The sequence below is a fragment of the Tropicimonas sp. TH_r6 genome, from assembly GCF_033101155.1.
Taxonomy (GTDB): Bacteria; Pseudomonadota; Alphaproteobacteria; order Rhodobacterales; family Rhodobacteraceae; genus Tropicimonas.
On record NZ_JAWMPX010000030.1, the window covers coordinates 1 to 23,539 of the forward strand.

At 64.2% G+C, this 23,539-nt stretch carries 27 protein-coding genes; 8 read left to right on the plus strand and 19 right to left on the minus strand.

From position 1 onward, the window contains the following. Positions 1–68 precede the first annotated feature (68 nt). From folD to pal, 8 genes are all read right to left on the minus strand, one after another. Complete coding sequence (folD, locus tag R3X27_RS21040; protein WP_317710865.1) at positions 69–962, minus strand: bifunctional methylenetetrahydrofolate dehydrogenase/methenyltetrahydrofolate cyclohydrolase FolD; 894 nt, start codon at positions 960–962, stop codon at positions 69–71. Positions 963–1,036: 74 nt separating this feature from the next. Further along, positions 1,037–1,345, minus strand: a complete 309-nt coding sequence (locus tag R3X27_RS21045; RefSeq protein WP_317710866.1) for a chorismate mutase — start codon at positions 1,343–1,345, stop codon at positions 1,037–1,039. A gap of 56 nt (positions 1,346–1,401) precedes the next feature. After that, on the minus strand, positions 1,402–3,078 hold the full coding sequence (locus tag R3X27_RS21050; RefSeq protein WP_317710867.1) for a formate--tetrahydrofolate ligase: 1,677 nt from the start codon (positions 3,076–3,078) through the stop codon (positions 1,402–1,404). Positions 3,079–3,226: 148 nt separating this feature from the next. After that, entirely contained in the window at positions 3,227–4,006 is a 780-nt protein-coding gene (locus R3X27_RS21055) for a methyltransferase domain-containing protein (protein ID WP_317710868.1), read from the minus strand. Between the two features lie 260 nt (positions 4,007–4,266). Further along, positions 4,267–6,192: an ATP-dependent zinc metalloprotease FtsH gene (gene ftsH, locus R3X27_RS21060; protein WP_317710869.1), complete on the minus strand. Its 1,926-nt coding sequence runs from the start codon at positions 6,190–6,192 to the stop codon at positions 4,267–4,269. 76 nt (positions 6,193–6,268) lie between these two features. After that, the gene (gene tilS / locus R3X27_RS21065; protein ID WP_317710870.1) at positions 6,269–7,582 is read right to left on the minus strand and encodes a tRNA lysidine(34) synthetase TilS; all 1,314 of its coding nucleotides are present in this window, start codon (positions 7,580–7,582) and stop codon (positions 6,269–6,271) included. Positions 7,583–7,592: 10 nt separating this feature from the next. Beyond that, complete coding sequence (gene ybgF / locus R3X27_RS21070; protein WP_317710871.1) at positions 7,593–8,411, minus strand: tol-pal system protein YbgF; 819 nt, start codon at positions 8,409–8,411, stop codon at positions 7,593–7,595. 11 nt (positions 8,412–8,422) lie between these two features. Further along, positions 8,423–8,935, minus strand: a complete 513-nt coding sequence (gene pal / locus R3X27_RS21075) for a peptidoglycan-associated lipoprotein Pal (protein ID WP_317710872.1) — start codon at positions 8,933–8,935, stop codon at positions 8,423–8,425. Between the two features lie 195 nt (positions 8,936–9,130). On the opposite strand from pal, the gene R3X27_RS21080 reads away from it, so the two are divergent. Continuing rightward, positions 9,131–9,502: a hypothetical protein gene (locus tag R3X27_RS21080; RefSeq protein WP_317710873.1), complete on the plus strand. Its 372-nt coding sequence runs from the start codon at positions 9,131–9,133 to the stop codon at positions 9,500–9,502. A 146-nt stretch (positions 9,503–9,648) separates the two neighbouring features. Here R3X27_RS21080 and tolB read toward each other — a convergent pair whose 3' ends face one another. The 5 genes from tolB to tolQ are packed head-to-tail and all read right to left on the minus strand — an operon-like array spanning position 9,649 to position 13,772. After that, entirely contained in the window at positions 9,649–10,974 is a 1,326-nt protein-coding gene (gene tolB / locus R3X27_RS21085; protein ID WP_411572523.1) for a Tol-Pal system beta propeller repeat protein TolB, read from the minus strand. A gap of 5 nt (positions 10,975–10,979) precedes the next feature. Next, complete coding sequence (locus tag R3X27_RS21090; protein ID WP_317710875.1) at positions 10,980–11,435, minus strand: hypothetical protein; 456 nt, start codon at positions 11,433–11,435, stop codon at positions 10,980–10,982. Continuing rightward, positions 11,432–12,592, minus strand: a complete 1,161-nt coding sequence (locus R3X27_RS21095) for an energy transducer TonB (RefSeq protein WP_317710876.1) — start codon at positions 12,590–12,592, stop codon at positions 11,432–11,434. Before R3X27_RS21095 ends, R3X27_RS21090 begins: the two co-directional genes overlap by 4 nt. After that, positions 12,585–13,073, minus strand: coding sequence for a protein TolR (tolR, locus tag R3X27_RS21100; protein ID WP_317710877.1), 489 nt, complete (start codon positions 13,071–13,073; stop codon positions 12,585–12,587). The genes R3X27_RS21095 and tolR overlap by 8 nt, the downstream gene beginning before the upstream one ends. Before the next feature lie 3 nt (positions 13,074–13,076). Further along, positions 13,077–13,772, minus strand: a complete 696-nt coding sequence (gene tolQ / locus R3X27_RS21105) for a protein TolQ (protein ID WP_317710878.1) — start codon at positions 13,770–13,772, stop codon at positions 13,077–13,079. A 349-nt stretch (positions 13,773–14,121) separates the two neighbouring features. Here tolQ and panC point away from each other — a divergent pair, with 349 nt between their 5' ends. Continuing rightward, positions 14,122–14,967 (plus strand): pantoate--beta-alanine ligase, encoded by an 846-nt coding sequence (panC, locus tag R3X27_RS21110; RefSeq protein ID WP_317710879.1) that lies wholly within the window; start codon positions 14,122–14,124, stop codon positions 14,965–14,967. After that, complete coding sequence (gene panB, locus R3X27_RS21115) at positions 14,964–15,773, plus strand: 3-methyl-2-oxobutanoate hydroxymethyltransferase (protein ID WP_317710880.1); 810 nt, start codon at positions 14,964–14,966, stop codon at positions 15,771–15,773. Before panC ends, panB begins: the two co-directional genes overlap by 4 nt. A 43-nt stretch (positions 15,774–15,816) precedes the next feature. Here the strand turns inward: panB and R3X27_RS21120 are convergent, their stop codons facing one another. Together R3X27_RS21120 and R3X27_RS21125 are read right to left on the minus strand one after the other, a co-directional pair. Next, the gene (locus R3X27_RS21120) at positions 15,817–16,641 is read right to left on the minus strand and encodes a hypothetical protein (RefSeq protein WP_317710881.1); all 825 of its coding nucleotides are present in this window, start codon (positions 16,639–16,641) and stop codon (positions 15,817–15,819) included. Positions 16,642–16,654: 13 nt separating this feature from the next. After that, positions 16,655–17,641 (minus strand): D-glycerate dehydrogenase, encoded by a 987-nt coding sequence (locus R3X27_RS21125; RefSeq protein ID WP_317710882.1) that lies wholly within the window; start codon positions 17,639–17,641, stop codon positions 16,655–16,657. Between the two features lie 101 nt (positions 17,642–17,742). Here R3X27_RS21125 and R3X27_RS21130 point away from each other — a divergent pair, with 101 nt between their 5' ends. Beyond that, positions 17,743–18,282, plus strand: coding sequence for an SH3 domain-containing protein (locus R3X27_RS21130; RefSeq protein ID WP_411572522.1), 540 nt, complete (start codon positions 17,743–17,745; stop codon positions 18,280–18,282). 4 nt (positions 18,283–18,286) lie between these two features. On the opposite strand, the gene soxR is transcribed toward R3X27_RS21130, so the two are convergent. Beyond that, on the minus strand, positions 18,287–18,745 hold the full coding sequence (soxR, locus tag R3X27_RS21135; RefSeq protein WP_317710884.1) for a redox-sensitive transcriptional activator SoxR: 459 nt from the start codon (positions 18,743–18,745) through the stop codon (positions 18,287–18,289). A gap of 96 nt (positions 18,746–18,841) precedes the next feature. On the opposite strand from soxR, the gene R3X27_RS21140 reads away from it, so the two are divergent. After that, positions 18,842–19,234 (plus strand): VOC family protein, encoded by a 393-nt coding sequence (locus R3X27_RS21140; RefSeq protein WP_317710885.1) that lies wholly within the window; start codon positions 18,842–18,844, stop codon positions 19,232–19,234. 157 nt (positions 19,235–19,391) lie between these two features. Here R3X27_RS21140 and mdh read toward each other — a convergent pair whose 3' ends face one another. The 3 genes from mdh to R3X27_RS21155 all read right to left on the minus strand — a co-directional run bounded on the left by mdh (position 19,392) and on the right by R3X27_RS21155 (position 21,688). Next, on the minus strand, positions 19,392–20,354 hold the full coding sequence (gene mdh / locus R3X27_RS21145) for a malate dehydrogenase (RefSeq protein ID WP_317710886.1): 963 nt from the start codon (positions 20,352–20,354) through the stop codon (positions 19,392–19,394). 459 nt (positions 20,355–20,813) lie between these two features. Then, complete coding sequence (locus R3X27_RS21150) at positions 20,814–21,125, minus strand: hypothetical protein (protein WP_317710887.1); 312 nt, start codon at positions 21,123–21,125, stop codon at positions 20,814–20,816. Positions 21,126–21,331: 206 nt separating this feature from the next. Further along, on the minus strand, positions 21,332–21,688 hold the full coding sequence (locus R3X27_RS21155) for a hypothetical protein (protein WP_317710888.1): 357 nt from the start codon (positions 21,686–21,688) through the stop codon (positions 21,332–21,334). 204 nt (positions 21,689–21,892) lie between these two features. Here R3X27_RS21155 and R3X27_RS21160 point away from each other — a divergent pair, with 204 nt between their 5' ends. From R3X27_RS21160 to R3X27_RS21170, 3 genes are read left to right on the plus strand one after another with little or no spacing between them, the layout of a single operon-like run. Next, the gene (locus tag R3X27_RS21160; protein ID WP_317710889.1) at positions 21,893–22,762 is read left to right on the plus strand and encodes a CoA ester lyase; all 870 of its coding nucleotides are present in this window, start codon (positions 21,893–21,895) and stop codon (positions 22,760–22,762) included. Between the two features lie 9 nt (positions 22,763–22,771). After that, the gene (locus tag R3X27_RS21165; RefSeq protein ID WP_317710890.1) at positions 22,772–23,329 is read left to right on the plus strand and encodes an NnrU family protein; all 558 of its coding nucleotides are present in this window, start codon (positions 22,772–22,774) and stop codon (positions 23,327–23,329) included. A gap of 4 nt (positions 23,330–23,333) precedes the next feature. Then, positions 23,334–23,537, plus strand: a complete 204-nt coding sequence (locus tag R3X27_RS21170; RefSeq protein WP_317710891.1) for a DUF1737 domain-containing protein — start codon at positions 23,334–23,336, stop codon at positions 23,535–23,537. Positions 23,538–23,539 lie beyond the last annotated feature (2 nt).

Genomic DNA, 23,539 nt, shown 5'->3' on the forward strand with positions numbered 1-23,539 from the left:
CCCCCCGACCGAAAGACTGCGCATCTGCGATGCGCCGGCGTCGGGCGGAACCCGCGTGCGTCAGACCGTCAGACCGTCAGACCCTCAGGCTCCGGCAGACCGTTGGCACGGCAGCACGCCGTCACCGTGTTGGCAAGCAGGCAGGCGATGGTCATCGGACCAACCCCGCCGGGCACCGGTGTGATCGCGCCAGCAACCTGGACCGCGCTGGCGAAGTCCATATCGCCGACGAGGCGGGACTTGCCGTCTTCCTTCGGGATCCGGTTGATACCCACATCGATCACCGTCGCGCCCGGCTTGACCCAGTCTCCCGGGATCATCTGCGGACGGCCCACGGCGGCCACGAGGATATCTGCGCCACGGCAGACCTCCGCGAGATCCTTGGTGCGCGAATGCGCGATAGTCACAGTACAGCTATCGCCCAGCAACAGCTGCGCCATCGGCTTGCCGACGATATTGGAGCGCCCGACCACCACCGCGTTCAACCCGGAAAGCGAGCCGTGCGTATCGCGCAGCATCATCAGGCAGCCCAGCGGTGTACAGGGCACCATCGACTTCTGCCCCGTCCCGAGCAAGCCGACATTGGAGATGTGGAACCCGTCTACATCCTTGGCCGGGTCGATTGAGTTGATGACGAGGTCCGAATCCAGCTGGTCGGGCAGCGGCAGTTGAACGAGGATACCGTGAATCTTCGGATCCTTGTTCAGTTGGTCGATGAGAGCCAGCAGATCCTCTTCCGAGGTCGTGTCCGCCAGCCGGTGCTCGACCGACAGCATGCCCACTTCCTTGGTTTGCTTGCCCTTGTTGCGCACATAGACCTGGCTCGCCGGGTCCTCGCCGACCAGCACCACGGCCAGTCCGGGCGTGATCCCGTGCTCTTCCACCAGCCGCGCAACATGGCCGGCCACCTTTTCCCTCACTGTGACGGCAAATGCCTTGCCGTCGATGATCGCTGCTGTCATCGCCGTTGCTCCTTCTTACGGTCCGTTCGGCCCCGAAGACCGACCAGGATATCCAGTTTTCCGCTGCGCATGGCTTAGGCGCTCGCCGTGCCCAGCACCTTCTCCTCCCGCTCGATCGACCAGTCGATCAGCCGGCGCCAGAGCGCCTCCGCCAGATCCGCATCAAGCCCGGCCGCCTCGGCCGCGCCCCGCACATTCGCGACCACATCTTCCACCCGCGCCTCGATCCGCGCCGGCAGCCCCTCGCCCGGTTTCAGCTCGGCCGCGCGGTCGATATATCCTGCGCGCTGCGCCAGCATCCCGACCAGTTCCGCGTCGAGAGCATCGATCTGAACCCGCAGGTCAGCCATCGTCGCACAGTCTCCGGGGGGAAGGATCGTCATTGTCTCACTCGCTCCTGCGGCCGCATTCTCGGCCGCAGGCATATACCTCTCATTGCTCAGAACAAGCCCTCGATATCGCCAGCATCGTTGAGCATGATCGCCTCGGCCGAGGGCACGCGCGGCAGGCCTGGCATGGTCATGATCTCACCGCAGATCACGACGATGAACCCGGCCCCGGCCGACAGCCGCACCTCCCGGATCGGCACGCCATGCCCGGTGGGGGCGCCGCGCAGATTCGGATCCGTCGAGAAGCTGTATTGAGTCTTCGCCATGCAGACCGGCAGGTGTCCGTAACCCTGTTCTTCCCAGGCGCGAAGCTGGTCGCGGATCTTTTTGTCCGCCAATACCTCGTCGGCATGGTAGATCCGCTTGGCGATGGTCTCGATCTTCTCAAAGAGCGGCAGCTCGTCCTCGTAGAGCGGCGCAAATTGCGACACGCCGGAATCGGCGATCTCGGCCACGCGGATTGCCAACGCCTCGGTTCCCTCAGAGCCCAGCTCCCAGTGGCGGCAGAGAATAGCCTCGGCCCCCTGGGTCTCGACGAAACGGGTCACGGCGGCCACTTCTGCCTCTGTGTCGGAGACGAAATGGTTGATCGCGACCACGACCGGCACGCCGAAGCCTTTCAGATTGGAAATATGCCGACCGAGATTCGGGCACCCCGCTTCCACGGCCTCGACATTCTCTGGCCCGAGATCCTTCTTGGCCACGCCGCCATTCATCTTCAGCGCCCGGATTGTAGCGACGATGACAACCGCATCCGGCGCCAGGCCGGCCTTGCGGCACTTGATGTTCATGAATTTCTCGGCACCCAGATCCGCGCCGAACCCGGCCTCGGTCACGACATAATCGGCCAGTTTGAGCGCTGCCTTGGTGGCGATGACCGAGTTGCAGCCATGAGCGATATTGGCGAAGGGGCCCCCATGAACAAAGGCGGGGTTGTTCTCCAACGTCTGCACGAGATTGGGCTGCATCGCGTCTTTCAAGAGCACGGTCATCGCGCCGTCGGCCTTCAGGTCACGCGCATAGATCGGCACGCGCTTTCGGGTATAGGCGACGATGATGTCCCCGAGCCGTTTTTGGAGGTCGACCAGATCGTTCGCAAGGCAGAGGCACGCCATCACCTCGGAGGCCACGGTGATGTCGAACCCGGTCTGACGCGGGAACCCGTTGCTCACACCACCCAGCGAGGTGACGATGTCGCGCAGCGCGCGGTCGTTCATATCGACCACCCGGCGCCAGGACACACGGCGCTCGTCGATATCCAGATCATTGCCCCAGTAGATATGGTTGTCGATCATCGCCGAAAGCAGGTTATGGGCGCTGGTGATAGCGTGGAAATCACCGGTGAAATGAAGGTTCATCTCCTCCATCGGCACGACCTGGGCATAACCGCCCCCCGCAGCGCCTCCCTTCATGCCGAAACACGGCCCCAGAGAGGCCTCGCGGATGCAGATCGCGGCTTTCTTGCCGATCCGGTTGAGCCCGTCGCCAAGCCCCACGGTGGTGGTCGTCTTGCCCTCGCCGGCCGGGGTCGGATTGATCGCCGTCACAAGGATCAGCTTGCCATCTTCACGATCCTTCAGCCCGTTGATGAAATCCTGCCCGAGCTTCGCCTTGTCATGGCCGTAGGGCAGCAGGTCCTCGGAGGGAATGCCAAGCTTGGCGCCGATCTCCTGGATCGGCTTCTTCCTGGCCTCGCGGGCAATCTCGATATCCGATTTGTAGCTCACGTCCCATTTCCTCCCGGGCTGTCGCAGTTTCCGTGCATAGATCGCTGATAGCTTTCTGACACCCCTTCTGAGAGAGGTTTTCCGACATTTGTCACGTCGGTTGCGGCGTTCGGGCGGCGCAGGTTTCGGATCGGAAACGGGCGGAGCCTCAACTGGCCTTCCTGAGCGTAAAGAATATCCGACGGAACGGGTAGAAGACGCTGCCATCGGCGCGGGTAGGGTAGGCCTGCTCCAACGCGCCATCGCAAGCAACGAGATACGCAATCGCTTCCTGTTCCGTCATCTTCTCAAGCATCGGTCGCGCCGCAGTCGATTGCGAGAAGAGGCGGACGGGGTGGCCCTCGGGCGATGGCTCCAGCCGCTGGAAATACTCTGTCTCCCAGAGCGCAAGCGCTCCGACCGGATCGAGCAGGGATGCGTATTCCGCGGGCGCTGCGACCGGCGCCTGCCATCCGGACCAGTCGAACCGTTCGGGAAACAGTTCGGCGGCAACCTCCCGCAGGATCCGCTGCGCCGGTGAATCTTGCTGGCGCGGCATCTGCACAGCGAGCACACCGCCCGGGACAAGCTCACCGAGCAGGCGGGGCAGAAGCTGCCCATGTTCCGGCAGCCAGTGCAAAACTGCATTGGAATAGATCAACGCCGGCCGCCGCGCCGGTGTCCAGGTCGTGATATCCGCTTGTTCGATCCGGTCATAGGCGAGAGCTTTCCCGGCCGTCTCCAGCATCGCGGTCGACCTGTCCAGCCCGATCAACCGCCGTCCCGGAAACCGCGCCGCCAGTGCTGCGCCGATATTTCCAGCGCCGCAGCCCAGATCGACAATATCCCCTTGCGGGATATCCGGAACGGCGCAGAGCAGGTCCAGGGCCGGGCGAAGCCTCAAATCCGAGAAGGCCAGATAGCTCTCGGGGTTCCAATCTCTCTGCATCGCATCCTCCCGACTCGAGGCCGGCCAGTCCGCCGGATGGCGTCAGACTATCTGATGCATGGCAGTCCGCAACGTGACGTGAGATTGGCGACCTCCGTTCACACTGCTTGCAAGAGCCCAGCAGGAGCCGTGCCAATCGCGGCTCGTCCCAAGTCCCGGCAGACAGGTCGCAAGAACCGCAAGGCGTTCCCCATCCCCAAACGAAACCGCCCGGCCAACCAACGGTTGACCGGGCGTTCCAAATCTTCGTCGTGCTTGGATCAGGCCGTCGGATCGGGCTCCATATCCCCATCCGTCTCCGACTTCACCACTTTGGGCTTGGTCTTCGGGATCGCCGTCAGCGAGGGCGCGTTGCCGCTATCGGCCGGTGTATCGTCATCATCGCCACGGTTGAGCGCTTCACCCGCGATAACCTTGCCGATTTCCGGACCTGTCAGCGTCTCATATTCCAGAAGGCCCTGCGCGAGGTTCTCCAGATCCTTCGACTTGTCGGTCAGGATCTGCTTGGCGCGTTCATAGCCCTCGTCCACCAGCCGGCGAACCTCTTCGTCGATCCGCTCTTGCGTATCAGGCGACGCATTGGCCGCCGCCTGATAGTTGCCAAGGTAGCTCTGTTGCTCGTTGGCATAGTCGATATTGCCCAGCTCGTCCGACATGCCGAACTGAGTCACCATCGCCCGGGCGATCTTGGAGACCTGCTGGATGTCCGACGCGGCGCCGGAGGTGACGTTCTCCTTGCCGAAGATCAGCTCCTCGGCCACCTTGCCGCCCATCGCCATCGCGATCTTGGACTTGTACTTGGTGTAGGTCACAGAAAGCTGGTCGCGTTCCGGCAAGCTGAGCACGAGACCGAGCGCCCGGCCGCGCGGAATGATCGTCGCCTTGTGGATCGGGTCATGCTGCGGGACATTGAGACCGACAATAGCATGGCCGGCCTCGTGATAGGCGGTCAGCTTCTTCTCGTCCTCGGTCATGACCATGGAGCGGCGTTCCGCCCCCATCATGACCTTGTCCTTGGCATTCTCGAAATCTTCCATCGTCACGAAACGCCGGCCAACACGCGCCGCCATCAGCGCGGCTTCGTTCACGAGGTTGGCGAGATCCGCACCGGAGAAACCGGGCGTACCACGTGCGATGATGCGCAGGTCGACATCGGGGCCGAGCGGCACCTTGCGGGCATGTACGCCAAGGATCTTCTCGCGGCCCTTGATGTCCGGGTTCGGCACCTGGACCTGGCGGTCGAAACGTCCCGGACGCAGCAGGGCTGGGTCGAGCACGTCGGGCCGGTTGGTGGCCGCGACGATGATGATGCCTTCATTGGCCTCGAAACCGTCCATCTCGACGAGGAGCTGGTTCAGTGTCTGTTCACGCTCGTCATTGCCGCCGCCATAGCCGACCCCACGGGAGCGGCCGACCGCGTCGATCTCGTCGATGAAGACGATGCAGGGCGCATTCTTCTTGGCCTGTTCGAACATGTCCCGGACACGGCTCGCGCCGACGCCAACAAACATCTCGACGAAATCGGAACCGGAGATGGTGAAGAAGGGCACACCCGCTTCTCCAGCAATGGCGCGTGCCAGCAGGGTCTTACCGGTGCCCGGCGGGCCGACAAGCAGCGCGCCTTTCGGGATCTTGCCGCCGAGGCGGGAGAATTTCTGCGGGTTGCGCAGGAACTCGACGATCTCTTCGAGTTCCTCCTTGGCCTCGTCGATGCCGGCCACGTCGTCGAAAGTCACGCGCCCCGACTTCTCGGTCAGCAGCTTCGCCTTGGACTTGCCGAAGCCCATCGCGCCGCCGCGCCCGCCGCCCTGCATGCGGTTCATCAGGAAGATCCAGATGCCGATCAGGATGATGAAGGGCAGGAGCGTGCCGAGATAGGCCAGCAGCCCGTTCTGCTGTTGCGGCTCGGCAATGACCTCCACGCCGGAATCAACCAGCCGATCCGTGACATCTGCGCCCGCGGGCAGCACGGTGGAATACATATTGCCATCGGTGCCGCGAATCCGGACCCGTTCGCCATCGATCGTGACCTGGCTGATAGCGCCGTTTTCGGCCTGGCTGATGAACTCGGAATAGCTCAAGCTCCGCGAGGCCATAGTCGACTGGCCGCCGCTGAACAGGTTGAATAAGGCAAGGATCAGCAAAAACAGCACGATCCAGAATGCAAAATTACGGGCATTTCCCACGGGGGCGAATCTCCTCATTTGGCCGCACGCATCGCGCCAGCCGGTTCCCCCTAAGATAGTGGATCATGCGCAAGGTTCAACGCGATAACATTGATTCAATGAAACCACCCATTGGCGGACACAGTTTCAGGCGGCAAGGAGCCCCCGCAAAAGGCGGCAAGGCGATGAGCTGTCCTTGCAAAAACAACGCCGGAGCGGCCAGAAGGCTGGCATGGGGCGGTTTGGGAGCGCCTCTCTCCGGGCACCATTCCGGCAACGCCTTTGCCTGCAGCAACCCCGCCTCTCCCGCGGCTCGGATCTCGCAGCCCGGGACGTCCACCCCCTCTACCTTCCAACGGCGATCCCACAGGATCGGACCATCCGCCACCGCCGCGAGGCCGGAGACCGCCTTGAGTTCCCGGTAAACCCGCAGCCCGCCCCGCCCGGCGCGCAGCACGCAGCCATGCAAGGTCACGGCCCGCCCGCCGAGCGACTCCGACAGGGCGGTTTCGAGGGAGATCATGCGCGGCCGATAGTCCGACGAGGAGACCCACCGCAGGGCATGGGCGACGACATGCAGGCGGGTTTCCGCATCAAGCGCTGCGAGCGCCTCCCGGTCGAGAACCACGTCGCCATGCTCGATCGATGTCATCCGGCGCGCCGCGTCCTGCGCTCGAAGTTCCAGCGCCTGCCGCGCGCGTCCCTGCCGGCGGGCAGTTTCAGCCAGCCCCTCGACCGTCAGGCCAAGCGCCTTGCCCTCGGCCAGCGCCTTGCGGGTGCGCACCCGGTCGTAGCGGCTGTCCTCGTTGGATGGGTCCTCGATCCAGCCGATCCCCCCTGCGCGCAGCCAGTCCCGCAAGTCCTCCCTGCGGAACGCAAGCAGCGGGCGCAGAAGCTGCGGATCATGAATCTGGTCTTCGTTCCGCCCGGGCATTGGCCCAGTCGGCGGCGGCAACCGTGCCCGATCAGACATGCCCGACAGCCCTGCCACGCCGGAGCCACGCGCCAGATTGCGCAACACCGTTTCCGCCTGATCATCCATCGTATGGCCGATCAGGACATGTTCGAAACCCCGGCTCCAGGACCAGAGCAGCCGCCGACGTGCCCGGCGCGCAACATCCTGCAGGTTGCCCTGCCCGTCCCAGTCATCCCAGCAGAGCGTTTCATGAGAGAGACCGAGCAACTCGGCCTGTTGGCGAACGCGACGCGCCTCTTCGGCGGCCTCCGTGCGCAAGCCGTGATCGACCGTCGCGACACGAAGCTCGACGCCCTGCTTTGCCGCCCAACCGGCCGCCAGACACATCAAGGCTGTGGAATCGCTGCCCCCGGAAACCGCAACGCCCATCCGCGCCGGGACCGCTCCCTGCAGGAGTTGGTCCATTCGGTCGGCAAAACGCGTCTCGAGGGTCATTCCGTCCGGCTCAGGAGCACCCGAGGCTGGCGCGGGACGCCTCGGCCTCCGCAGCCGGTTCGCCGCCGGGGAAACGCGTCCCGACCTCGCCCAGCGTGATGCAGGCTTCGTTGAGTTGCCCCAGACGGCCGAGACTCTGTCCCAGCCGCAACAGCGACATCGGCGCCTGCGCGCCGTTCGGATCCGCCGAGAAGGCGTTTAGATAGGCCCGCGCAGCCTCCGAGGATTGCCCCATCTCCGTCAGCGCGTCGCCCTGGTGGAAATGCGCCGGCGCGGTCAGTGGGCCGGCCGGATAGGTTTCGGTGAATGCTGCGAAGAGCGACGAGGCGCTCTCGAAGGAGCCATTGTCCAGCTCGCCCTTGGCGCGGTCGAAATCAGCCTGTTCGCCCACAGCCATTTGCGCACCATTGGAGGCGGGCGGGGTCGGGCGCGGCGCGACCGGCGCATCGCCGCCGCCGAGAACGGGCGTCTCCGGCAGGCTGGCAAGATCGCAGCCCGGCTCGATTTCGCACAGGCGGAACTGGATATCGCCGATCCGGTTGGTGCCGTCCCTGACCACGGAATCGATGCGGAACTCCAGCTCTTCGGATTTTGCTGTCAGCCGCTGCAGCTCGCTCTCGATCACGTTCACACGGTCCAGCACCGAGGAAGAGGGGGCGATGGTCTGTGCGCCCCCGGTGGTCGACAGCTCCCGCTTGAGGGTCTGCAACTCGACAAAAAGGACCGACAGCTCCTGGCGGATATCGGCCAGGGTCTGATCATTGCCCTGGGCCGGCGCGGCCATCGGCAGGGAGATGGCGGCAATCGCCGCGAGGATCGTCAGGCGCATGGAGTCTTCCCTCAGCTGCCAGCCGCCGCCCGCAGCACCGTCACGGCGCGTCGGTTCTTGGCGTAGCAGGCTTCTTCCGAACAGATCTCGATCGGGCGTTCCTTGCCCCAGGAAACGACATCGAGTCGCGTCCCGGCCACACCGCGCGAGATCAGGTATTCCTGCACCGCGTTGGCGCGTCGGCTGCCGAGCGCGATATTGTATTCGCGCGTGCCCTGCTCGTCGGCATGGCCTTCGATATTCGCGCTATAGGCGGTGTTGGTGTTCATCCACTGCGCTTGCCCGTCCAGCGTTGCGCGGGCCTCGGTGGTCAGGGTCGACTGGTCCACCGGGAAGAGGACACGGTCGCCGACAGCGCTCTGGAAATAGGCGGGCGAGTTGGGATTCTGCGCCGAGTCGTATCCGGCCCCGGCGCCAGCGCCGCCCCCTGCCCCGTCACCGGAGCCGAAACGGGAGTTGTTGGAGCAAGCCGCGAGGCCCATTGCTCCAACAAGGACGAGAATAGTGAAAGCACGATGGGCCATGTTGTTCTGCTCCCTGGCTGCCTGCTGCCTTTTCCCTCTCCTAGCACCCTGATTCGGACAAGGGAACGCCTCGCGTGGAAAGCCCTTCCCTTTCGTGGATTTCCGCCCATGCGCCGAGCGATACCCCAACCCTGTCTCATCGGGATTGCCTGAGACGACTCCCCGTGGCAGTTTCTCCTGCAAGGAGGTGAATCCATGCAGGACAGGCAGCAGGACGACGGAGCGATCCGGACTGGGTGGATCTCGTTTTATCTGTGGATCGCAGTGTTTGCCGGCGCCTTCATCGCCTCGGCACTTACCGAGCCGCGAGATTTCGGCTTCACGGCGGGCGCGAACCGCATCGTCACCTTCCTGGGGTGGCAGACCGCAGCCGGCGCGCTGGCCATGCTTGGCCTTGTTCTGCGGCGGCATATCCCGCGCGGACGCTCCTTGCGCTGGCTGCTGCTGATCCCGCCGGGGGTCTTCCTCGCGCTGATCCTCTCTGTCGCGGCGTTGCTCCTTTATGCCAGCCAACCCCAGCCGGTGGCGCTCACGCCCTCCGCAGTACCGACAAACCAAGACATCTGACACCGCCTGACAATCGGCCTCGATCCGGAAGCGAATGCCGGGACCGGGCTGGACGGCACAGCTATCAACGCCCTTCTTTTCAGGCGCCGCGAAGGCCTGCTCTGTCCGCAGGCCGCGCCGGAAATCTCCGCAGGTATCGCCGCGACCTAGGGCAGCAGAGGCGACCATGCCGGGTCGGAGGCCGAGCCCGGCGTTGGCACGCGGCGCAGGTTCCGCCCGGTGATATCCACCGAATAGAGCGCCGGCTGACCGCCTGCCCCCGCAGACTGGCGGGTGAACATGATGACCCGGCCATTGGGCGACCAGCTTGGCCCCTCGTCGAGGAAGGAGGCTGTCAGCAGCCGCTCCTCGGAGCCGTCGGTCCGCATCACGCCGATATGAAAGCGCCCTCCATGCTGCTTGGTAAAGGCGATGTAGTCGCCACGGGGCGACCAGACCGGCGTGCCATAGCGCCCCTCGCCAAAGGAAATCCGCCGCGCCTCGCCGCCGCGCGCTGACATGACATAGAGCTGTTGCGCGCCGGAGCGATCGCTTTCGAAGACGATCTGCGCGCCATCCGGCGAGTAGCTCGGCGCCGTCTCGATGGCGGGCGTATTGGTGAGCTGGACCGGGGTTCCGGCGATGGACTTGGTGAAGATATCCGTGTTGCCGCCCCGGCTTTCGGAATAGACGACCGTGTTGCCGTCGGGTCCGAAGCGCGGCGCGAAGGTCATGGCGCCGCTGCCCGCGGTGATCTTCTGCGGGCGCGGATTGCCGACCTGCATCATGTAGATCTCGGGCCGACCGGTCGCGTAGGAGGTGTAGAGCACGCGGTCGCCAGTGGGCGAGAAGCGCGGCGCAAGCACGGTGGAGGAGCTGTCAGTCAGATATTGCACGCCCGCGCCATCATAATCCATGATCGCCAGCCGCTTCTGACGGGCGTTCTTCGGGCCTTCCTCGTGGACAAAGACCACCCGGCTGTCGAAATACGGACCCTCGCCCGTTATGCGCGAATAGACCTGGTCGGCGACCTTGTGGGCGAGCCTGCGCCAGGAATTGGTCGAGCCGCCGAGCTGCAGCCCTTCGCCCAGTTCGCCGCCGGCATAGACGTCATGCAGGCGGAACTTCACATTGATCCGACCCGATCCATCCACGGAAACAGCTCCGGTGATCAGTGCCTGGGCGTTGATCGCCTTCCAGTCAGGATAGGAGACCGGCGCTGAGAAACTGGTCACGCGGGCGATGTGCGCGCTCTCGTCGATCTCCCGGAAGAGGCCGGTGCCGATCAGGTCGGCGGCGACCACGCGGGTGATCTCGGCCGCCAGCTGGCTCGCTTCAACCGTCTCGGCCTGGAAGGTCGGAATGGCGAAGGGCAAGGGCTCGATCACACCTTCGGTGATCTCGATGCGCAGACGGTCCTGCGCCAGCGCCGGCAAGGCGACGGGCAGAAGGCAGGCCAGCGCAAGGGCTGCGGCTTTTGCGACGGAACGCAGGAACATCATCTGGTCCTCATGATTTCTGGATTGAATTCGATCTCGACCCAGCGCCACTGGTCATGGTTCCCCTGTGGCAGGTCAAATCCCCGCTCGCCGCACTCCAGGATGGCGCGGCGGGCACTTTCAAAGGTTTCGCGGACCGGAGCGCTGTCAGGCGGGGCGTCCATGAGCCGGATCGAGCTCGCGACCGGCAGTCCGCTTTCCTCCAACTCGACCCCGAGCCGGAGCACGATCTGCGCCGCCTCGGTGGAGAGCGCTTCGACATTCCAGCAGGCCATGACGGAGTCGACGAAGCGAATCCAATGCGGTCCGATCATCGTATCGCCAGGAGTATCCGGCAGTTGCGGACCCGTCTTGACGCCGGGCGGCAGGCTGGGCGCGGGCGGAACGGGCGTTGCCGCACCCAGCAGCAGGGCGAACGCCGACGTGGCGGGATATTTCAACAGCGACCAGCTCATCGCGCACGCATCTTTTCGGGGTTGAAGACAAGCTCCATCTCGCGCCAGCGCTCGTACTTGTCCCGCGGCAGATCATAGCCGCGCGCGCCACAGCGCAGGATGGCACGGCGCGCGGCTTCGAACGCCTGGCGCGCGGCGGCTTCCGTGCCGCCCTCGAAATCCAGCAGGTGGATGGTTACCGGCCTGCCATCTTCCTGCATCTCGACAAGCACCGTCACGGTGGTTCGCATCGCATCGGTCGAAAGCGAGCCGACACTCCAACAGGCGCTGACGGCGAGCTTGAGCGCTTCCTTCTCGCCATAGGAAAGCTGCGGCCCGCCAGAGGCGCGCGCGGGGACGGGTGGGGTCTCGGCAACGGCCTCGGCCACGGCACCGGCGATGGCATCGGCCAACGGGTCGCGGGCCGGACTGGGTTCTGGATCGGGCGGGGACGGGCGCGGACGATCAGGGCGCCGCACCGGACGCGGAGCACCCGCCGGGGCCAGCTCGGTGACAGCCGTTCCGCCCGCCTCCTCGGTCGCTTCGGTCTCGACGACAGTGCCGGTTTCCTCGGGTGCGGTCGTCTCTTCCGGCGCTTCGGGCACGGGCGGGGCCTCGGGAGCCTCCTCGCGCCGCGCCGCTTCCTGCACCTCTTCGGCGACATTGGCATCGGGATCGGGGCGGTCAGCCGGGCGCGGCGCAACACGCGGCGCGGCATCCGGCGCGGGCGGGTTTTCCGGCGCGACCGTGGTAGAGGCACCATCAGGCAGTTCGGGGCGCGCAGGCGTGGGCGGCGCAACCGGGGCGACCTCCGCCTGCGGGACATCGAGCGGCTCGGCCGCTTCCGGCTCCGGCTCGGGCGCGACCGGATCGGAGGGTTCGGGGGGCTCAGTGGCCTCCGGCGCAGGTTCCGGGGCTGGAATGTCCGGCGTTTCCGTGGCCTCGGGCGGCTCCGGTGCCGCCGGGCTGGCCGGAGCCTCGGCCACATCCGGCGCCTCGCGTCCGACCGCCATCATCGCTTCGAACTGTTCGGAGCTGATGACCGAGACCTCGGCCACTTCCATCGGCGGAGAGTCCTCGAAGGAAAAGATCCCGCCGATTGCCATCCACAGGATCAGCCCCAGATGGGCTGCGCCGGAGATCTTAACCCCGGTATTCATATGGAACCAGCTAGCCATCCCCGCCGTCGAGCATCGGCCCGCCCGTGTCGGTCACGAGCCCGATATTGCCGAAGCCGCCGGCATTGAGCGCGCCCATGACCTGCATGACCCGCTCATAGGGAATGGAACCATCGGCGCGCAGGAAGACCTTATCATCGTCCCGTTCGGTTGCCACGCCGCGCAGCCGGCTGACCAGCTCGGCTTCCGGCACCTCCGTGGTCATGATCGTGACCCGGCCATCGGCCGAGAGGGAAACGACAAGCGGCTCTTCCTGCTCGGTCGGCAGCGCCTGTGCCGCCGTCTTCGGCAGTTCGACCGGGACGCCAACCGTCATCAGGGGCGCGGCAACCATGAAGATGATGAGCAACACCAGCATGACGTCCACGAAGGGCGTGACATTGATCTCCGACATCGCGGCCGGGTGGCGGTTGGCCCGACGCCGACGCCGGGTGCCCCCGCCGCCGCTATCGCCGCCTGACTTGATAACTCCCGCGCCCATGGTTCAGCTGTCCAGCTGGCGCGACAGGATGGTTGCGAACTCGTCCGCGAAGCTCTCATAGCCGCCGACGATCCGGTCGCTGTCGGCATTGAGCTTGTTGTAGAAGATCACCGCCGGGATCGCCGCGAGCAGGCCGAGCGCCGTGGCGACCAGCGCTTCGGAGATGCCGGGCGCGACAACCGCCAGATTGGTGTTCTGCGCGATGGCGATCTCCTCGAAGGCGTTCTTGATGCCCCAGACCGTGCCGAAGAGTCCGATGAATGGCGCTGTCGAGCCCGTGGTGGCCAAAAAACCCAGCCCCCGGTTGAGGCCGTCTGCCTCCTTGCCGATGGCGACATCCATAGACCGGTCGATCCGCGCCTGTGCGCCGGCGATCAGCCCGCCATCCTCGCGGTGCGAGCGGCGCCATTCGACCATCCCGGCCGCGAAGATCCGCTGCGAGGCTCCCTTCGGATCCGGCCCGACCTGGTCGAAGAGTTCGTCCAGCGGTTCGCCAGACCAGAAGCGTTCATCGAAACTGTCCGCTTCGCGGCGCGCGATCCGGTAGGTGATATGTTTCTGGATGATGATTGCCCAGCCCCAGAAGGAGGCCACCACCAGCATCAGCATCACGAGTTTTACGGTGAAGGTCGCGCGCGCAAAAAGCGCCAACAGGGAGAAATCCATCTCCTGCGCCATTGAGAGGGTCGAGGGATCCATGCTGCCTGCTCTTGTTGTGACCGTTCTGACGACGGCGTTGATTGACCGGAATCTACAGCGAATGAAGGGGAATTGCCAACACGAAGCCGCGAGTGGCCGGCGTTTTCCGCCTCTCCCGGCCAATTGGGCGGTTCTCCGCCGCCTGTTCGGGACCATTTTCGTCGCTCCCACGCCGAGACCCGACCTGCCCCGGAGCCTCCTGCGATCACGTCGACGGGTACAGGACCACCGGATCTCGGATTCGGCAGATCGCGTCGACCCCGTGTGACGGGGTGTTCCACCTGGCAATTGGCGCAATGTCCAAAAGATCGTTTGCGGCATTCGCGCAATATTGTTACCCACCCGCTCCATGGAAACGTGCAAGACAGTGGCGAAGCTCCGCGAACACATCGCCGGGTTGCGACGACAGGGCTTCAGCGTCGGCTTGGTACCGACGATGGGCTTTCTTCATGCCGGCCATATGGCGCTTGTCGCGCAGGCCGCGCGCGAAGCGGACCGGGTGATCGTGTCGATCTTCGTCAACCCGACGCAATTCGGCGACCCGTCCGATCTCGAAAACTACCCGCGCGACACCGAACGCGACCTCGCGATGTTGCGGGACGCAGGTGTGGAGGCGGTTTTCCTGCCTTCTGTCGAAGATATCTACCCGCAAGGCGCCGAGACCATCGTAGAGACGATGCGGCTGGCCAATGTATTGCATGGCGAGGTGCGCGAGGGGCATTTCCGTGGCGTGGCGACGGTCGTGGCAAAGCTCTTCAACATCGTCCAGCCCGATCTCGCCTGTTTTGGCGAGAAGGATTACCAGCAGTTGCAGGTCATTCGGCAGATGGTGAAGGACCTGCATTTCCCGCTGCGGATCATCGGTTGCCCGACCGTGCGCGAGGCGGACGGGTTGGCCCTGTCCTCGCGCAATGTGCGACTCTCGCCGGAGGACCGATTGGCAGCGCTGGTTCTGAACCAGGCGCTGGACCGGGCAGAGGAAATGTGCGGGAACGGGGCGACGGTAGAGGAGCTCCTGGCCGAGGTGACGGCTGTGATCCAGGCTGAACCGCGCTCGCATCTGCGCGCCGTGGACGTGACCGAAGCGATCACCCTGCGCCCGGTTTCCGGCAAACCAGCCGGGCCGCTTGCATTGATGATTTCAGCCGAGTTCGGCGATGTCCTGTTGATCGACCAAAGGGAGATAAGCCCATGAGCGTTCAGAAACCGGTGCGCCGGATTACGGTGCCGCAGATCGCCGCGCGCAAGGGTGGCGAGCCGATCGTCTCGCTGACCTCCTATCACGCGCACACGGCGGCGATCGTCGACAAACATGCGGATTTCATCCTCGTCGGCGACAGTCTTGGCATGGTGATGCATGGCATGGACTCGACGCTTGGTGTGACGGTCGAAATGATGATCACCCATGGTCGGGCAGTGATGCGCGGCTCGCAGCGGGCGCTTGTCGTCGTGGACATGCCCTTTGGCAGCTATGAGGAGAGTCCCGCAGTCGCCTTCCGCAACGCGGCGCGGATCATTCAGGAAACCGGTTGCGGCGCGGTGAAGCTTGAGGGCGGCGCGCGGATGGCGGAGACAATCCGCTTCCTGACCGAACGCGGGATCCCGGTGATGGCGCATATCGGGCTAACGCCGCAATCGAGCAACGTGTTGGGCGGGTTCAAGACACAAGGCCGGGACACGGACAGCTGGCCACTGCACGAGGCAGACGCGCGGGACGTGGCCGAAGCCGGGGCCTTCGCCATGGTTCTGGAAGGCATGGTCGAGCCGCTGGCGGCGCGGATCACCAAACAGGTCGCGATCCCGACCATCGGCATCGGCGCCAGCGCGGAATGCGACGGCCAGATCCTGGTGCTGGAGGACATGCTGGGGCTGAACCCCAAGCCGCCGAAATTCGTCAAGGTATATGGAGATCTGGGCGGAAGGATCGAACAGGCCGTCTCGGAATATGCCGGGGAGGTCCGCAGCCGTGCCTTTCCGACCGATGACCAGACCTACCGGTAGCGGGACGCGCCAGCAGGCCCGTTCGGGCCGGGGGGATCTCCGGTCACTGTCGCGCCATCTGCCGCAACAGCGCCACCATGACCGCAACCAGCGTCAGCGGCAGGATCAGCGTGCGCAGCAGGAAGATCGCGACAAGGGTCAGCGACGCCTTCAGCAGGTCATCGGCCTCGGCAAGGTAATAGCCGACAGCCTCGCCGTAGTCGCCGGCCTGCTCAATAGCTCCCCGCACCTGCCCCAACACACCTGTCGCCTCGGAACCACCGGTTTCCTCCTGCACGCCCAGCAGCTGCTTTGACTGTGCCTCCACCGCCGAAACCTGCGCCATTGCGCTGTCCCATTTCTGTTGCGTCACAACGGTGCCGAGCGTGCCACCCAGAGCGAGGGACAGCGGCAAGAGAACCGCCAGCAGCAAGCCGGTCATGTTGGACAAACTGCCCGCTCGGCACAGCGGACGGGCCACCGCGCCCGCTCCGCGCTCAAGCGGCCCGCGCATTGCCTGGATGGCGAGCCCCGCCGCAAGCAGCAGGAATCCGAGACTGGAGACCGGCCCCACTCCGATGGCCAGGACCCCGGCCAGCAATGCCACCGAGAAGACCGCCCCGGCGACACGCTCGACCGTGTCGTCAATCGGCTCAAGCACTTTCAGCGGTTGAGCATTGGCGGAGAAGCCGAAACTTCCGCCAAGCTCCACTTCCTGCGCCACCGACAAGGCGGCATTCACCGAGCGCAGCGCCACATAGACACCGAGACCGGCGGCGGCGGCGCGCTCGGCCGTCCGTTCCGCGGGTCCGCTGACTGGCTCGGCCTGCACAAGCGCAAGAACCAGACAGGCCATGGCGGCCAGCAAGAGCACAGAGCTACGAAACATCGTCTCTCTCGCTTCACAGCATCGACGGCAATACCAGATCCGGCGGCCGGTGCCCGTCATCGAAGGTCTTGATATTTATGATCACCTTCTCGCCCATCTCGACCCGCCCCTCGACCGTGGCCGAGCCCATCTGCGGCAACAACACGACATTGTCCTGGTTGCGCAGCCTCGGGTTGATCTCGGCGCCATGCTCGTAGACGTCGAGCCCTGCCCCGGCGATCTCGCCCGCGCGCAGCATCCGCGTCAGCGCATTCTCGTCCACCACCTCGCCGCGCGACGTGTTCACCAGCACTGCCGAGGGCTTCAAGAGCTTCAGTCGTCGCGCATTCATCAGGTGATAGCTCGACGGCGTGTGCGGGCAGTTGATGGAGATCACGTCCATCCGGCTGACCATCTGGTCGAGACTCTCCCAGAAGGTCGCGCCGATCTCCTGCTCGACCTCCGGCCGCAATCGCCGGCGGTTGTGATAATGCACCTCCATGCCGAAGGCACGTGCCCGCCGTGCCACGGCCTGACCGATCCGCCCCATGCCGAGAATGCCGATCCGGCGCCCGCCGACGCGTCCGCCGAGATAGCCTGTCGGCGACCAGCCGTCCCACTTTCCCGATTGCATCACCGCGAGCCCCTCGGGGATACGCCGCGTCACGGCCAACACCAACGCCATCGCCATATCGGCCGTGTCATCCGTGGTCACACCCGGCGTGTTGGTCACAAGAATCCCGCGCTGTCGCGCGGTGGCAACGTCGATATTGTCGACGCCAGCGCCGTAATTGGCTATCAGCTTCACCCGCTCCCCGGCATGGGCCAGCATGGCCGCATCGATATGATCCGTGATGGTCGAAACGAGCACATCAGCCCGGCAGAGCGCCTCGGTCAGCTCGTCATGGCTCATCGGCTGGTCGTCTTCGCGCAGCTCCGTGTCGAACAACTCGCTCAGGCGCTTCTCCACCGGTTCAGGCAACCGTCGCGTAACAACAACACTCAGCCGTTCTCTTTGCATCAAACCCCTCCAAATATCTTTCGTGATGTCTCGCTCGCTGGCACAGTGACGACCAAAGCGGCGCGGCACAAGCGCCCCCCAGAAACGAGCGACAAAATATCATGGGTCTTCAGGCAACAACGTTCCGCCACGGAGCGTTTTTATTGGCAGTTTTGGCTTTGACGCTGGCTTTCGCCCCCGTATCGGCCCCGCCAGCCGCCGCGCAACAAGCCACACGTGGCCCGGTGACGAACCTGCCTTTGCCCCGCTTCGTCTCGCTCAAGACCTCCGAAGGCAACGCGCGGCGCGGCCCTTCGCTGAGCCACAGGATCGACTGGGTCTACAAGCGCCGCTCACTTCCCCTCGAGATTACGGCTGAGTTCGGCCACTGGCGCCGCGTGCGCGACCGCGACGGTGCGGGCGGCTGGGTGCATTACTCGCTGCTTTCCGGCGTACGGACCGTCCTCATCCAGGAAGACATGGTCGCGCTGCGTGCTCAACCGACCGAAGATGCCGAAGTCCTGGCGCGGGCGGAAACCGGCGTCGTCGCACGGCTTGGCAAATGCACGCCGGTCTGGTGTCAGGTAACGGCCGGCGGCGAGTATGGCTGGGTCGAGAAAACTGCGCTCTGGGGCGTTGATCTGGCAGAACTGCGCGAGTGACGCGTCAGATCTCCTCGGACCTGTCGCCCATCAGGTAGCGCGGACCGGCCCCACGCTTTGCCGCCTTGTCCTCCGGGTTGTAGAGCGCGCAGCTCTCCAGTGAGAGGCAGCCACAGCCGATACAGCCGTCGAGCCGGTCGCGCATCGCCACCAGCGCCTCAATCCGCGCATCGAGTTCCGCGCGCAACCCGGCACCGATCCCGGCCCAATCCTGCCGCGTCGGCGTCCGGCCTTCCGGTAACGCTGCAAGCTCCGTTCGGATCCGGTCCAGTGAAAAACCGAACTGTTGCGCGATCCGGATAAAGGACAGCCGCCGGATCACCGAGCGTTCGAAGCGCCGGTGTCCGCCAGCATTGCGCTCCGACCGGATCAACCCTTCCGTCTCGTAGTATCGGATCGCGGAGACCGCGAGGCCCGTTCGCGCGGCCAGTTGGCCTATTGAGATTTCTCGACCGAGTGGCATAAGGTCTCCAAAAAAATTGCTTGATCTAAAGTGAGGTTTAGAAATTAGGAGTCATCCTGTCCAGACTTTCGGCATTCATTGAACAGGAGACAGCTCATGACACCGGCCCGATTGGAACATGCCAATATCACCGTCCGCGACCCCGAAGCGGTCGCACAGGAGCTTTGCACCCTATTTGACTGGCATATCCGCTGGCAAGGCGCGGCAATCAGCGGTGGCCACACGATCCATGTGGGCGAGGAGGCCAGCTATCTTGCAATTTACGCTCCACCAGGCGAAACCAGCCCGCCTCGGGGATCAAGCTATTCGACGCTTGGTGGCCTGAACCATCTGGGCATCGTGGTTGCGGATATCGACGCCGCAGAAACCCGGGTCGCCGCAGCGGGATACGAACCGCATAATCACGCCGATTACGAGCCCGGTCGGCGGTTCTATTTCGACATGGCGGATGGATTGGAGATTGAAGTGGTCAGCTATGAGGCGGCCTAGATCGATCTGAAGGAGCCGGGCATTGAAGATCACGGGGGCAAGACCACGCCGCCTCGTCCGCATCGATTGCCTGTCGCTCCATTCCCCTCAAAAAAGAGACCGCGGCCGAATGAACGGCCGCGGTCTTTGAATTCATCGCTCTATGATCGCGCGGCGATCAGCCGAGGGACGGCTCGATGCCCTTGCAGGCCTCGACCAGGCCTTTCACGGCGCCAACCGAGCTGTCGAACATCTCTTGCTCTTCCTTGGACAGCTTGATGTTGACGACCTTCTCGACACCGCCGGCGCCGATGATGGTCGGCACACCAACATAGGTGTCCTTCAGGCCGAGATCGCCATCGCAATAGGCGGCACAGGGCAGAAGGCGCTTTTGGTCCTTGAGGAAGGCTTCGGCCATCTCGATGGCGGAGGTTGCCGGAGCATAGAAAGCGGAGCCGGTCTTCAGCAGGCCAACGATCTCGGCGCCGCCGTCACGGGTGCGCTGCACGATAGCGTCCAGCTTCTCCTGCGTGGTCCAGCCCATTTCGACCAGATCCGGCAGCGGGATGCCACCAACTGTGGAGTAACGCACGGAGGGAACCATCGTGTCGCCGTGGCCGCCCAGAACGAAGGCAGTGACGTCCTTCATCGAGACATTGAACTCGACCGAGAGGAAGTGACGGAAGCGCGCGGAGTCCAGCACGCCAGCCATGCCGCAGACCATGTTGGTCGGCAGACCGGAGAATTTCTGCAGCGCCCAGACCATCGCGTCGAGCGGGTTGGTGATACAGATGACGAATGCGTCCGGGCAGTTGTCGCGGATACCTTCACCGACGGATTTCATCACCTTGAGGTTGATGCCCAGCAGGTCGTCGCGGGACATGCCCGGCTTGCGCGGCACACCGGCGGTCACGATGCAGACATCGGCGCCTGCGATGTCGGCATAGTCCTGGGTGCCTTTGAGCGTGGCGTCAAAGCCTTCGGAGGGGCCGGACTCGGCGAGGTCGAGCGCCTTGCCTTCCGGCGTGCCCTCAGCGATGTCGAAGAGGACAACGTCCCCGAGTTCCTTCATCGCGGCGAGGTGGGCGAGCGTGCCGCCGATCTGACCTGCGCCGATGAGGGCAATCTTGGGTCTGGCCATGGTTTCGTTTCCCTGAATTTGGTTGACTTCGGCGCCGTGCCTAGCCATTTGCCCGCCCCCTTGCAAGCTTGCGCCAGCGCGGCACAAGGATGCAGTTGACACACAAAACCTCAGAACAGACGAAAAATCGGCCGATTCTCGCGAATACCGACTTGACCTAGCAGGACATCGCTGCATCGCAAAACTCGCAACCACGGTTTCGATGGGCTGCGTCAGCCGAAGCGCAGTGTGTCTCGCCGCCCCGATTCTGGTGCAGGGTGCGGCAGTCGCGATGACATTTGGGATCAGGTGGCCACATCCGACGCTGATCATTGTCGCAGCCTTGCCTACGTTCAGGAACAACTGAGACTGCCATCGACCCACGCCTTGATCTGAGTCCCGGCTCGACCCGTTCGGTTCTCGTAGCCCGCAGCGCGCCTGTCCCGAACCCAAACCGATCCGGGCGCGCGCACCGAAATGTCAGGCGTCCTTCTCCGATTTCGTCGGCAAGGTCTCGGCCATCGTCTCGAAGTTCTGGCCGGTGGCCATCAGGCAGGACAAGCCGGACGCATAGGTGACGAGGATCGTCCAGCTCCCGGTGTCCGGCGAGGCATAGACCTCGAGGAGCGAATTGTCCGCGCCGAGCCCGATGGATTGTCGGCTCTCGCCGTATTTTTCCGCCAGACGCTCCACGATAGGATCACGTTGACCGCAGCTTCGCTGTTGTTGAGCTTCGACCGCCGGAGCGGAAAGGACCCATCCGAGAGCCAGGATTGCGGTGAGAGACTTCATCGTCTGCCTTTCCTCTTCTTGTCATTTCCCCTGTCATCGGCCCGCCTGTTATCGCGAAGCTCTGTCGAAAAGTCTGGAGCCAGAGGTCTCAAGAATCGGTGAATGCGGCGTTCACCACGCAGGCGCGATGTCGCTATCGGTTGATTTTCCTGGATAGGTTTTTAGCCGCCCCGTGGACCTGCCTCCCCAGACGGATCCGGGATCGCTCAGATCTCGACCTCGACTGCCGCCGTCCGGACCTTCGGCACCGCTTCCATCCAGTCCCCCCGGCCCGTGGCCACGACACAGGCCCGCCCATCCGGAAGGGTTCTCAAAAGCGTCCAGGTCTTGTTTCGGTGGGACGAGAAGAATTCCATCAACGTATCATCTGCAGCGACAGCGCGAGCGCGGTAGATCTCTCCAAAAAGCTTGTCCAGCCCGGACACCACCCGGTCGCGCGGAGAGCAGGATTCGCTTGTCGCGAATGGGCCAAGCTGCGCGGCGCTGAGGCCAAGGAGGAGCAGTCCGACCGACAGGCTCGCGAAACCGAATACGCCGCGGAACAGTTTCATCTTTTTCGGCATCGTCTCTCTCCGATGCGCCGTCGGACCAGCGCGTAAACCATATATTAAGCAAGCGGTTAACAGGAGGTTTACGGGCCCCTTTCGGCGTTCACCCCGAAAGGTGCGCGCATATTTCTTGCGCGACGCGGCGGTGTGGCATTTCATATCTTGCGCGAACGCTGCAGCTGTGGTTTCTGCTCTGCAGCAAAACGACAGGAGAGAGTCATGGACACCGCTGCCCGCCCCTACCGCTCGGTTCTCTATATTCCCGGCTCGAAAGAACGCGCGCTGGAAAAAGCAAAGGGCCTGACGGTCGACGCGATCATCTTCGACCTCGAGGACGCCGTCGCCATCGACGAGAAGGCCAATGCGCGCGCGCTTCTGGCCGAGACGCTGACCGCGGGCGGCTATGGCCAGCGCGCGCAGATCGTGCGGCTGAACGGCATGGACACGGATTGGGGCACCGATGACCTCGCTGCGATCATGGAGATCGGGCCGCAGGCCGTGCTGCTGCCCAAGGTGGAGAGCGGGTCCCAGGTCGAGGCCGTGGCCGCCAGGCTCGACGCGCATCCGGCCTGTGCCGAAACCGAAATCTGGGCGATGATGGAGACGCCGCGCGGCATCCTCAACGCGCTGGAAATCGCGAGCGCGCCGCGCATGTCCGGATTCGTCATGGGAACGAATGACCTCGCCAAGGAGCTGAACTGCCGCTTCCGCGCCGATCGCCTGCCGATGCAGACCGCACTGCAAACTTGCCTGATGGCAGCCCGCGCCGCCGGGATCGTCTGCATTGACGGTGTCTACAACGCCTTCAAGGATGAGGACGGGCTGCGGGTCGAATGCGAGCAGGGCCGCGATCTCGGCATGGACGGCAAGACCCTGATCCACCCGGCGCAGCTGGCCATCGCCAACAAGGCCTTTGCGCCCTCCGAAGCCGAGGTCGACCTCGCCCGGCGCCAGATCGAGGCCTTCGAGACGGCAGAGGCCGAAGGGCAAGGTGTCGCAGTTGTGGATGGAAAGATCGTGGAAAACCTGCATATCGTGACCGCGAAGGCCACGCTGGCGAAAGCGGAGGCCATTGCAGCACTTTCCTAGGAGATTTCCATGAGCTGGCTGGTTCTTTTTCTCGGCGTTGCCCTGTGGTGGGGTGCCCATTTGTTCAAACGTGTCGCACCGGATCGGCGCGGCCTGATGCCCGACTCACAGGCGAAGGGCATGGTGACCTTCGCGCTGGTGCTTTCCATCGTTCTGATGGTGGTGGGCTTCCGCGCAGCAACCGTGGTCGAGATCTGGAACCCGCCGAGCTTCCTGCGCCATCTCAACAACCTGATCGTGCTGATCGCGATTTACCTGATGTCGCCCGCGCCGAAGAAGGGCAAGCTGGTGAGCGGGTTGCGCCACCCGATGCTGCTGGGCTTCAGCCTCTGGGCCATCGCGCATCTTCTGGTCAACGGAGACCTCGCCGCGATGCTGCTCTTTGGCGGGCTGCTGGGTTGGTCGCTGATCACGCCGGGCATTATCAACCGCGCCGAACCGGACTGGACCGCGCCGGAGCCGGGACCCATCGCCAAGGATGCGATGTTCCTGGGCGCCTCTGTGGTCCTTCTGCTGGTGATCGGCTTCATCCACGGATGGCTCGGCTATCCGGTTTTCGGGAGCTAAGCACATGAAACTCTATCGTTATCTTACCGAAGACGACACATCCGCCTTCTGTCACAAGGTGACCGAGGCGCTCAACAAGGGCTGGCACCTGCAGGGCAACCCGACCTATGCCTTCGACGAGAAACGCGGCGTGATGCGCTGCGGTCAGGCGGTGGTCAAGGACGCGACAGGCACCTACAGCCCGGAGATAAAACTGGGGGAGTTCTGAAC

Coding starts and splice junctions, on each gene's coding strand:
- R3X27_RS21155 (WP_317710888.1), bottom strand. CDS start 21,688: ATGCCGAAAAAGATGAAACTGTTCCGCGGCGTATTCGGTTTCGCGAGC.
- tolQ (WP_317710878.1), bottom strand. CDS start 13,772: ATGGATCCCTCGACCCTCTCAATGGCGCAGGAGATGGATTTCTCCCTG.
- tilS (WP_317710870.1), bottom strand. CDS start 7,582: ATGACCCTCGAGACGCGTTTTGCCGACCGAATGGACCAACTCCTGCAG.
- R3X27_RS21055 (WP_317710868.1), bottom strand. CDS start 4,006: ATGCAGAGAGATTGGAACCCCGAGAGCTATCTGGCCTTCTCGGATTTG.
- tolR (WP_317710877.1), bottom strand. CDS start 13,073: ATGGGCGCGGGAGTTATCAAGTCAGGCGGCGATAGCGGCGGCGGGGGC.
- panC (WP_317710879.1), top strand. CDS start 14,122: ATGGAAACGTGCAAGACAGTGGCGAAGCTCCGCGAACACATCGCCGGG.
- R3X27_RS21170 (WP_317710891.1), top strand. CDS start 23,334: ATGAAACTCTATCGTTATCTTACCGAAGACGACACATCCGCCTTCTGT.
- R3X27_RS21160 (WP_317710889.1), top strand. CDS start 21,893: ATGGACACCGCTGCCCGCCCCTACCGCTCGGTTCTCTATATTCCCGGC.
- R3X27_RS21090 (WP_317710875.1), bottom strand. CDS start 11,435: ATGAGCTGGTCGCTGTTGAAATATCCCGCCACGTCGGCGTTCGCCCTG.
- panB (WP_317710880.1), top strand. CDS start 14,964: ATGAGCGTTCAGAAACCGGTGCGCCGGATTACGGTGCCGCAGATCGCC.
- R3X27_RS21045 (WP_317710866.1), bottom strand. CDS start 1,345: ATGACGATCCTTCCCCCCGGAGACTGTGCGACGATGGCTGACCTGCGG.
- R3X27_RS21120 (WP_317710881.1), bottom strand. CDS start 16,641: ATGTTTCGTAGCTCTGTGCTCTTGCTGGCCGCCATGGCCTGTCTGGTT.
- ybgF (WP_317710871.1), bottom strand. CDS start 8,411: ATGCGCCTGACGATCCTCGCGGCGATTGCCGCCATCTCCCTGCCGATG.
- R3X27_RS21140 (WP_317710885.1), top strand. CDS start 18,842: ATGACACCGGCCCGATTGGAACATGCCAATATCACCGTCCGCGACCCC.
- soxR (WP_317710884.1), bottom strand. CDS start 18,745: ATGCCACTCGGTCGAGAAATCTCAATAGGCCAACTGGCCGCGCGAACG.
- R3X27_RS21095 (WP_317710876.1), bottom strand. CDS start 12,592: ATGGCTAGCTGGTTCCATATGAATACCGGGGTTAAGATCTCCGGCGCA.
- R3X27_RS21165 (WP_317710890.1), top strand. CDS start 22,772: ATGAGCTGGCTGGTTCTTTTTCTCGGCGTTGCCCTGTGGTGGGGTGCC.
- R3X27_RS21080 (WP_317710873.1), top strand. CDS start 9,131: ATGCAGGACAGGCAGCAGGACGACGGAGCGATCCGGACTGGGTGGATC.
- R3X27_RS21150 (WP_317710887.1), bottom strand. CDS start 21,125: ATGAAGTCTCTCACCGCAATCCTGGCTCTCGGATGGGTCCTTTCCGCT.
- folD (WP_317710865.1), bottom strand. CDS start 962: ATGACAGCAGCGATCATCGACGGCAAGGCATTTGCCGTCACAGTGAGG.
- pal (WP_317710872.1), bottom strand. CDS start 8,935: ATGGCCCATCGTGCTTTCACTATTCTCGTCCTTGTTGGAGCAATGGGC.
- R3X27_RS21130 (WP_411572522.1), top strand. CDS start 17,743: ATGGGTCTTCAGGCAACAACGTTCCGCCACGGAGCGTTTTTATTGGCA.
- mdh (WP_317710886.1), bottom strand. CDS start 20,354: ATGGCCAGACCCAAGATTGCCCTCATCGGCGCAGGTCAGATCGGCGGC.
- R3X27_RS21125 (WP_317710882.1), bottom strand. CDS start 17,641: ATGCAAAGAGAACGGCTGAGTGTTGTTGTTACGCGACGGTTGCCTGAA.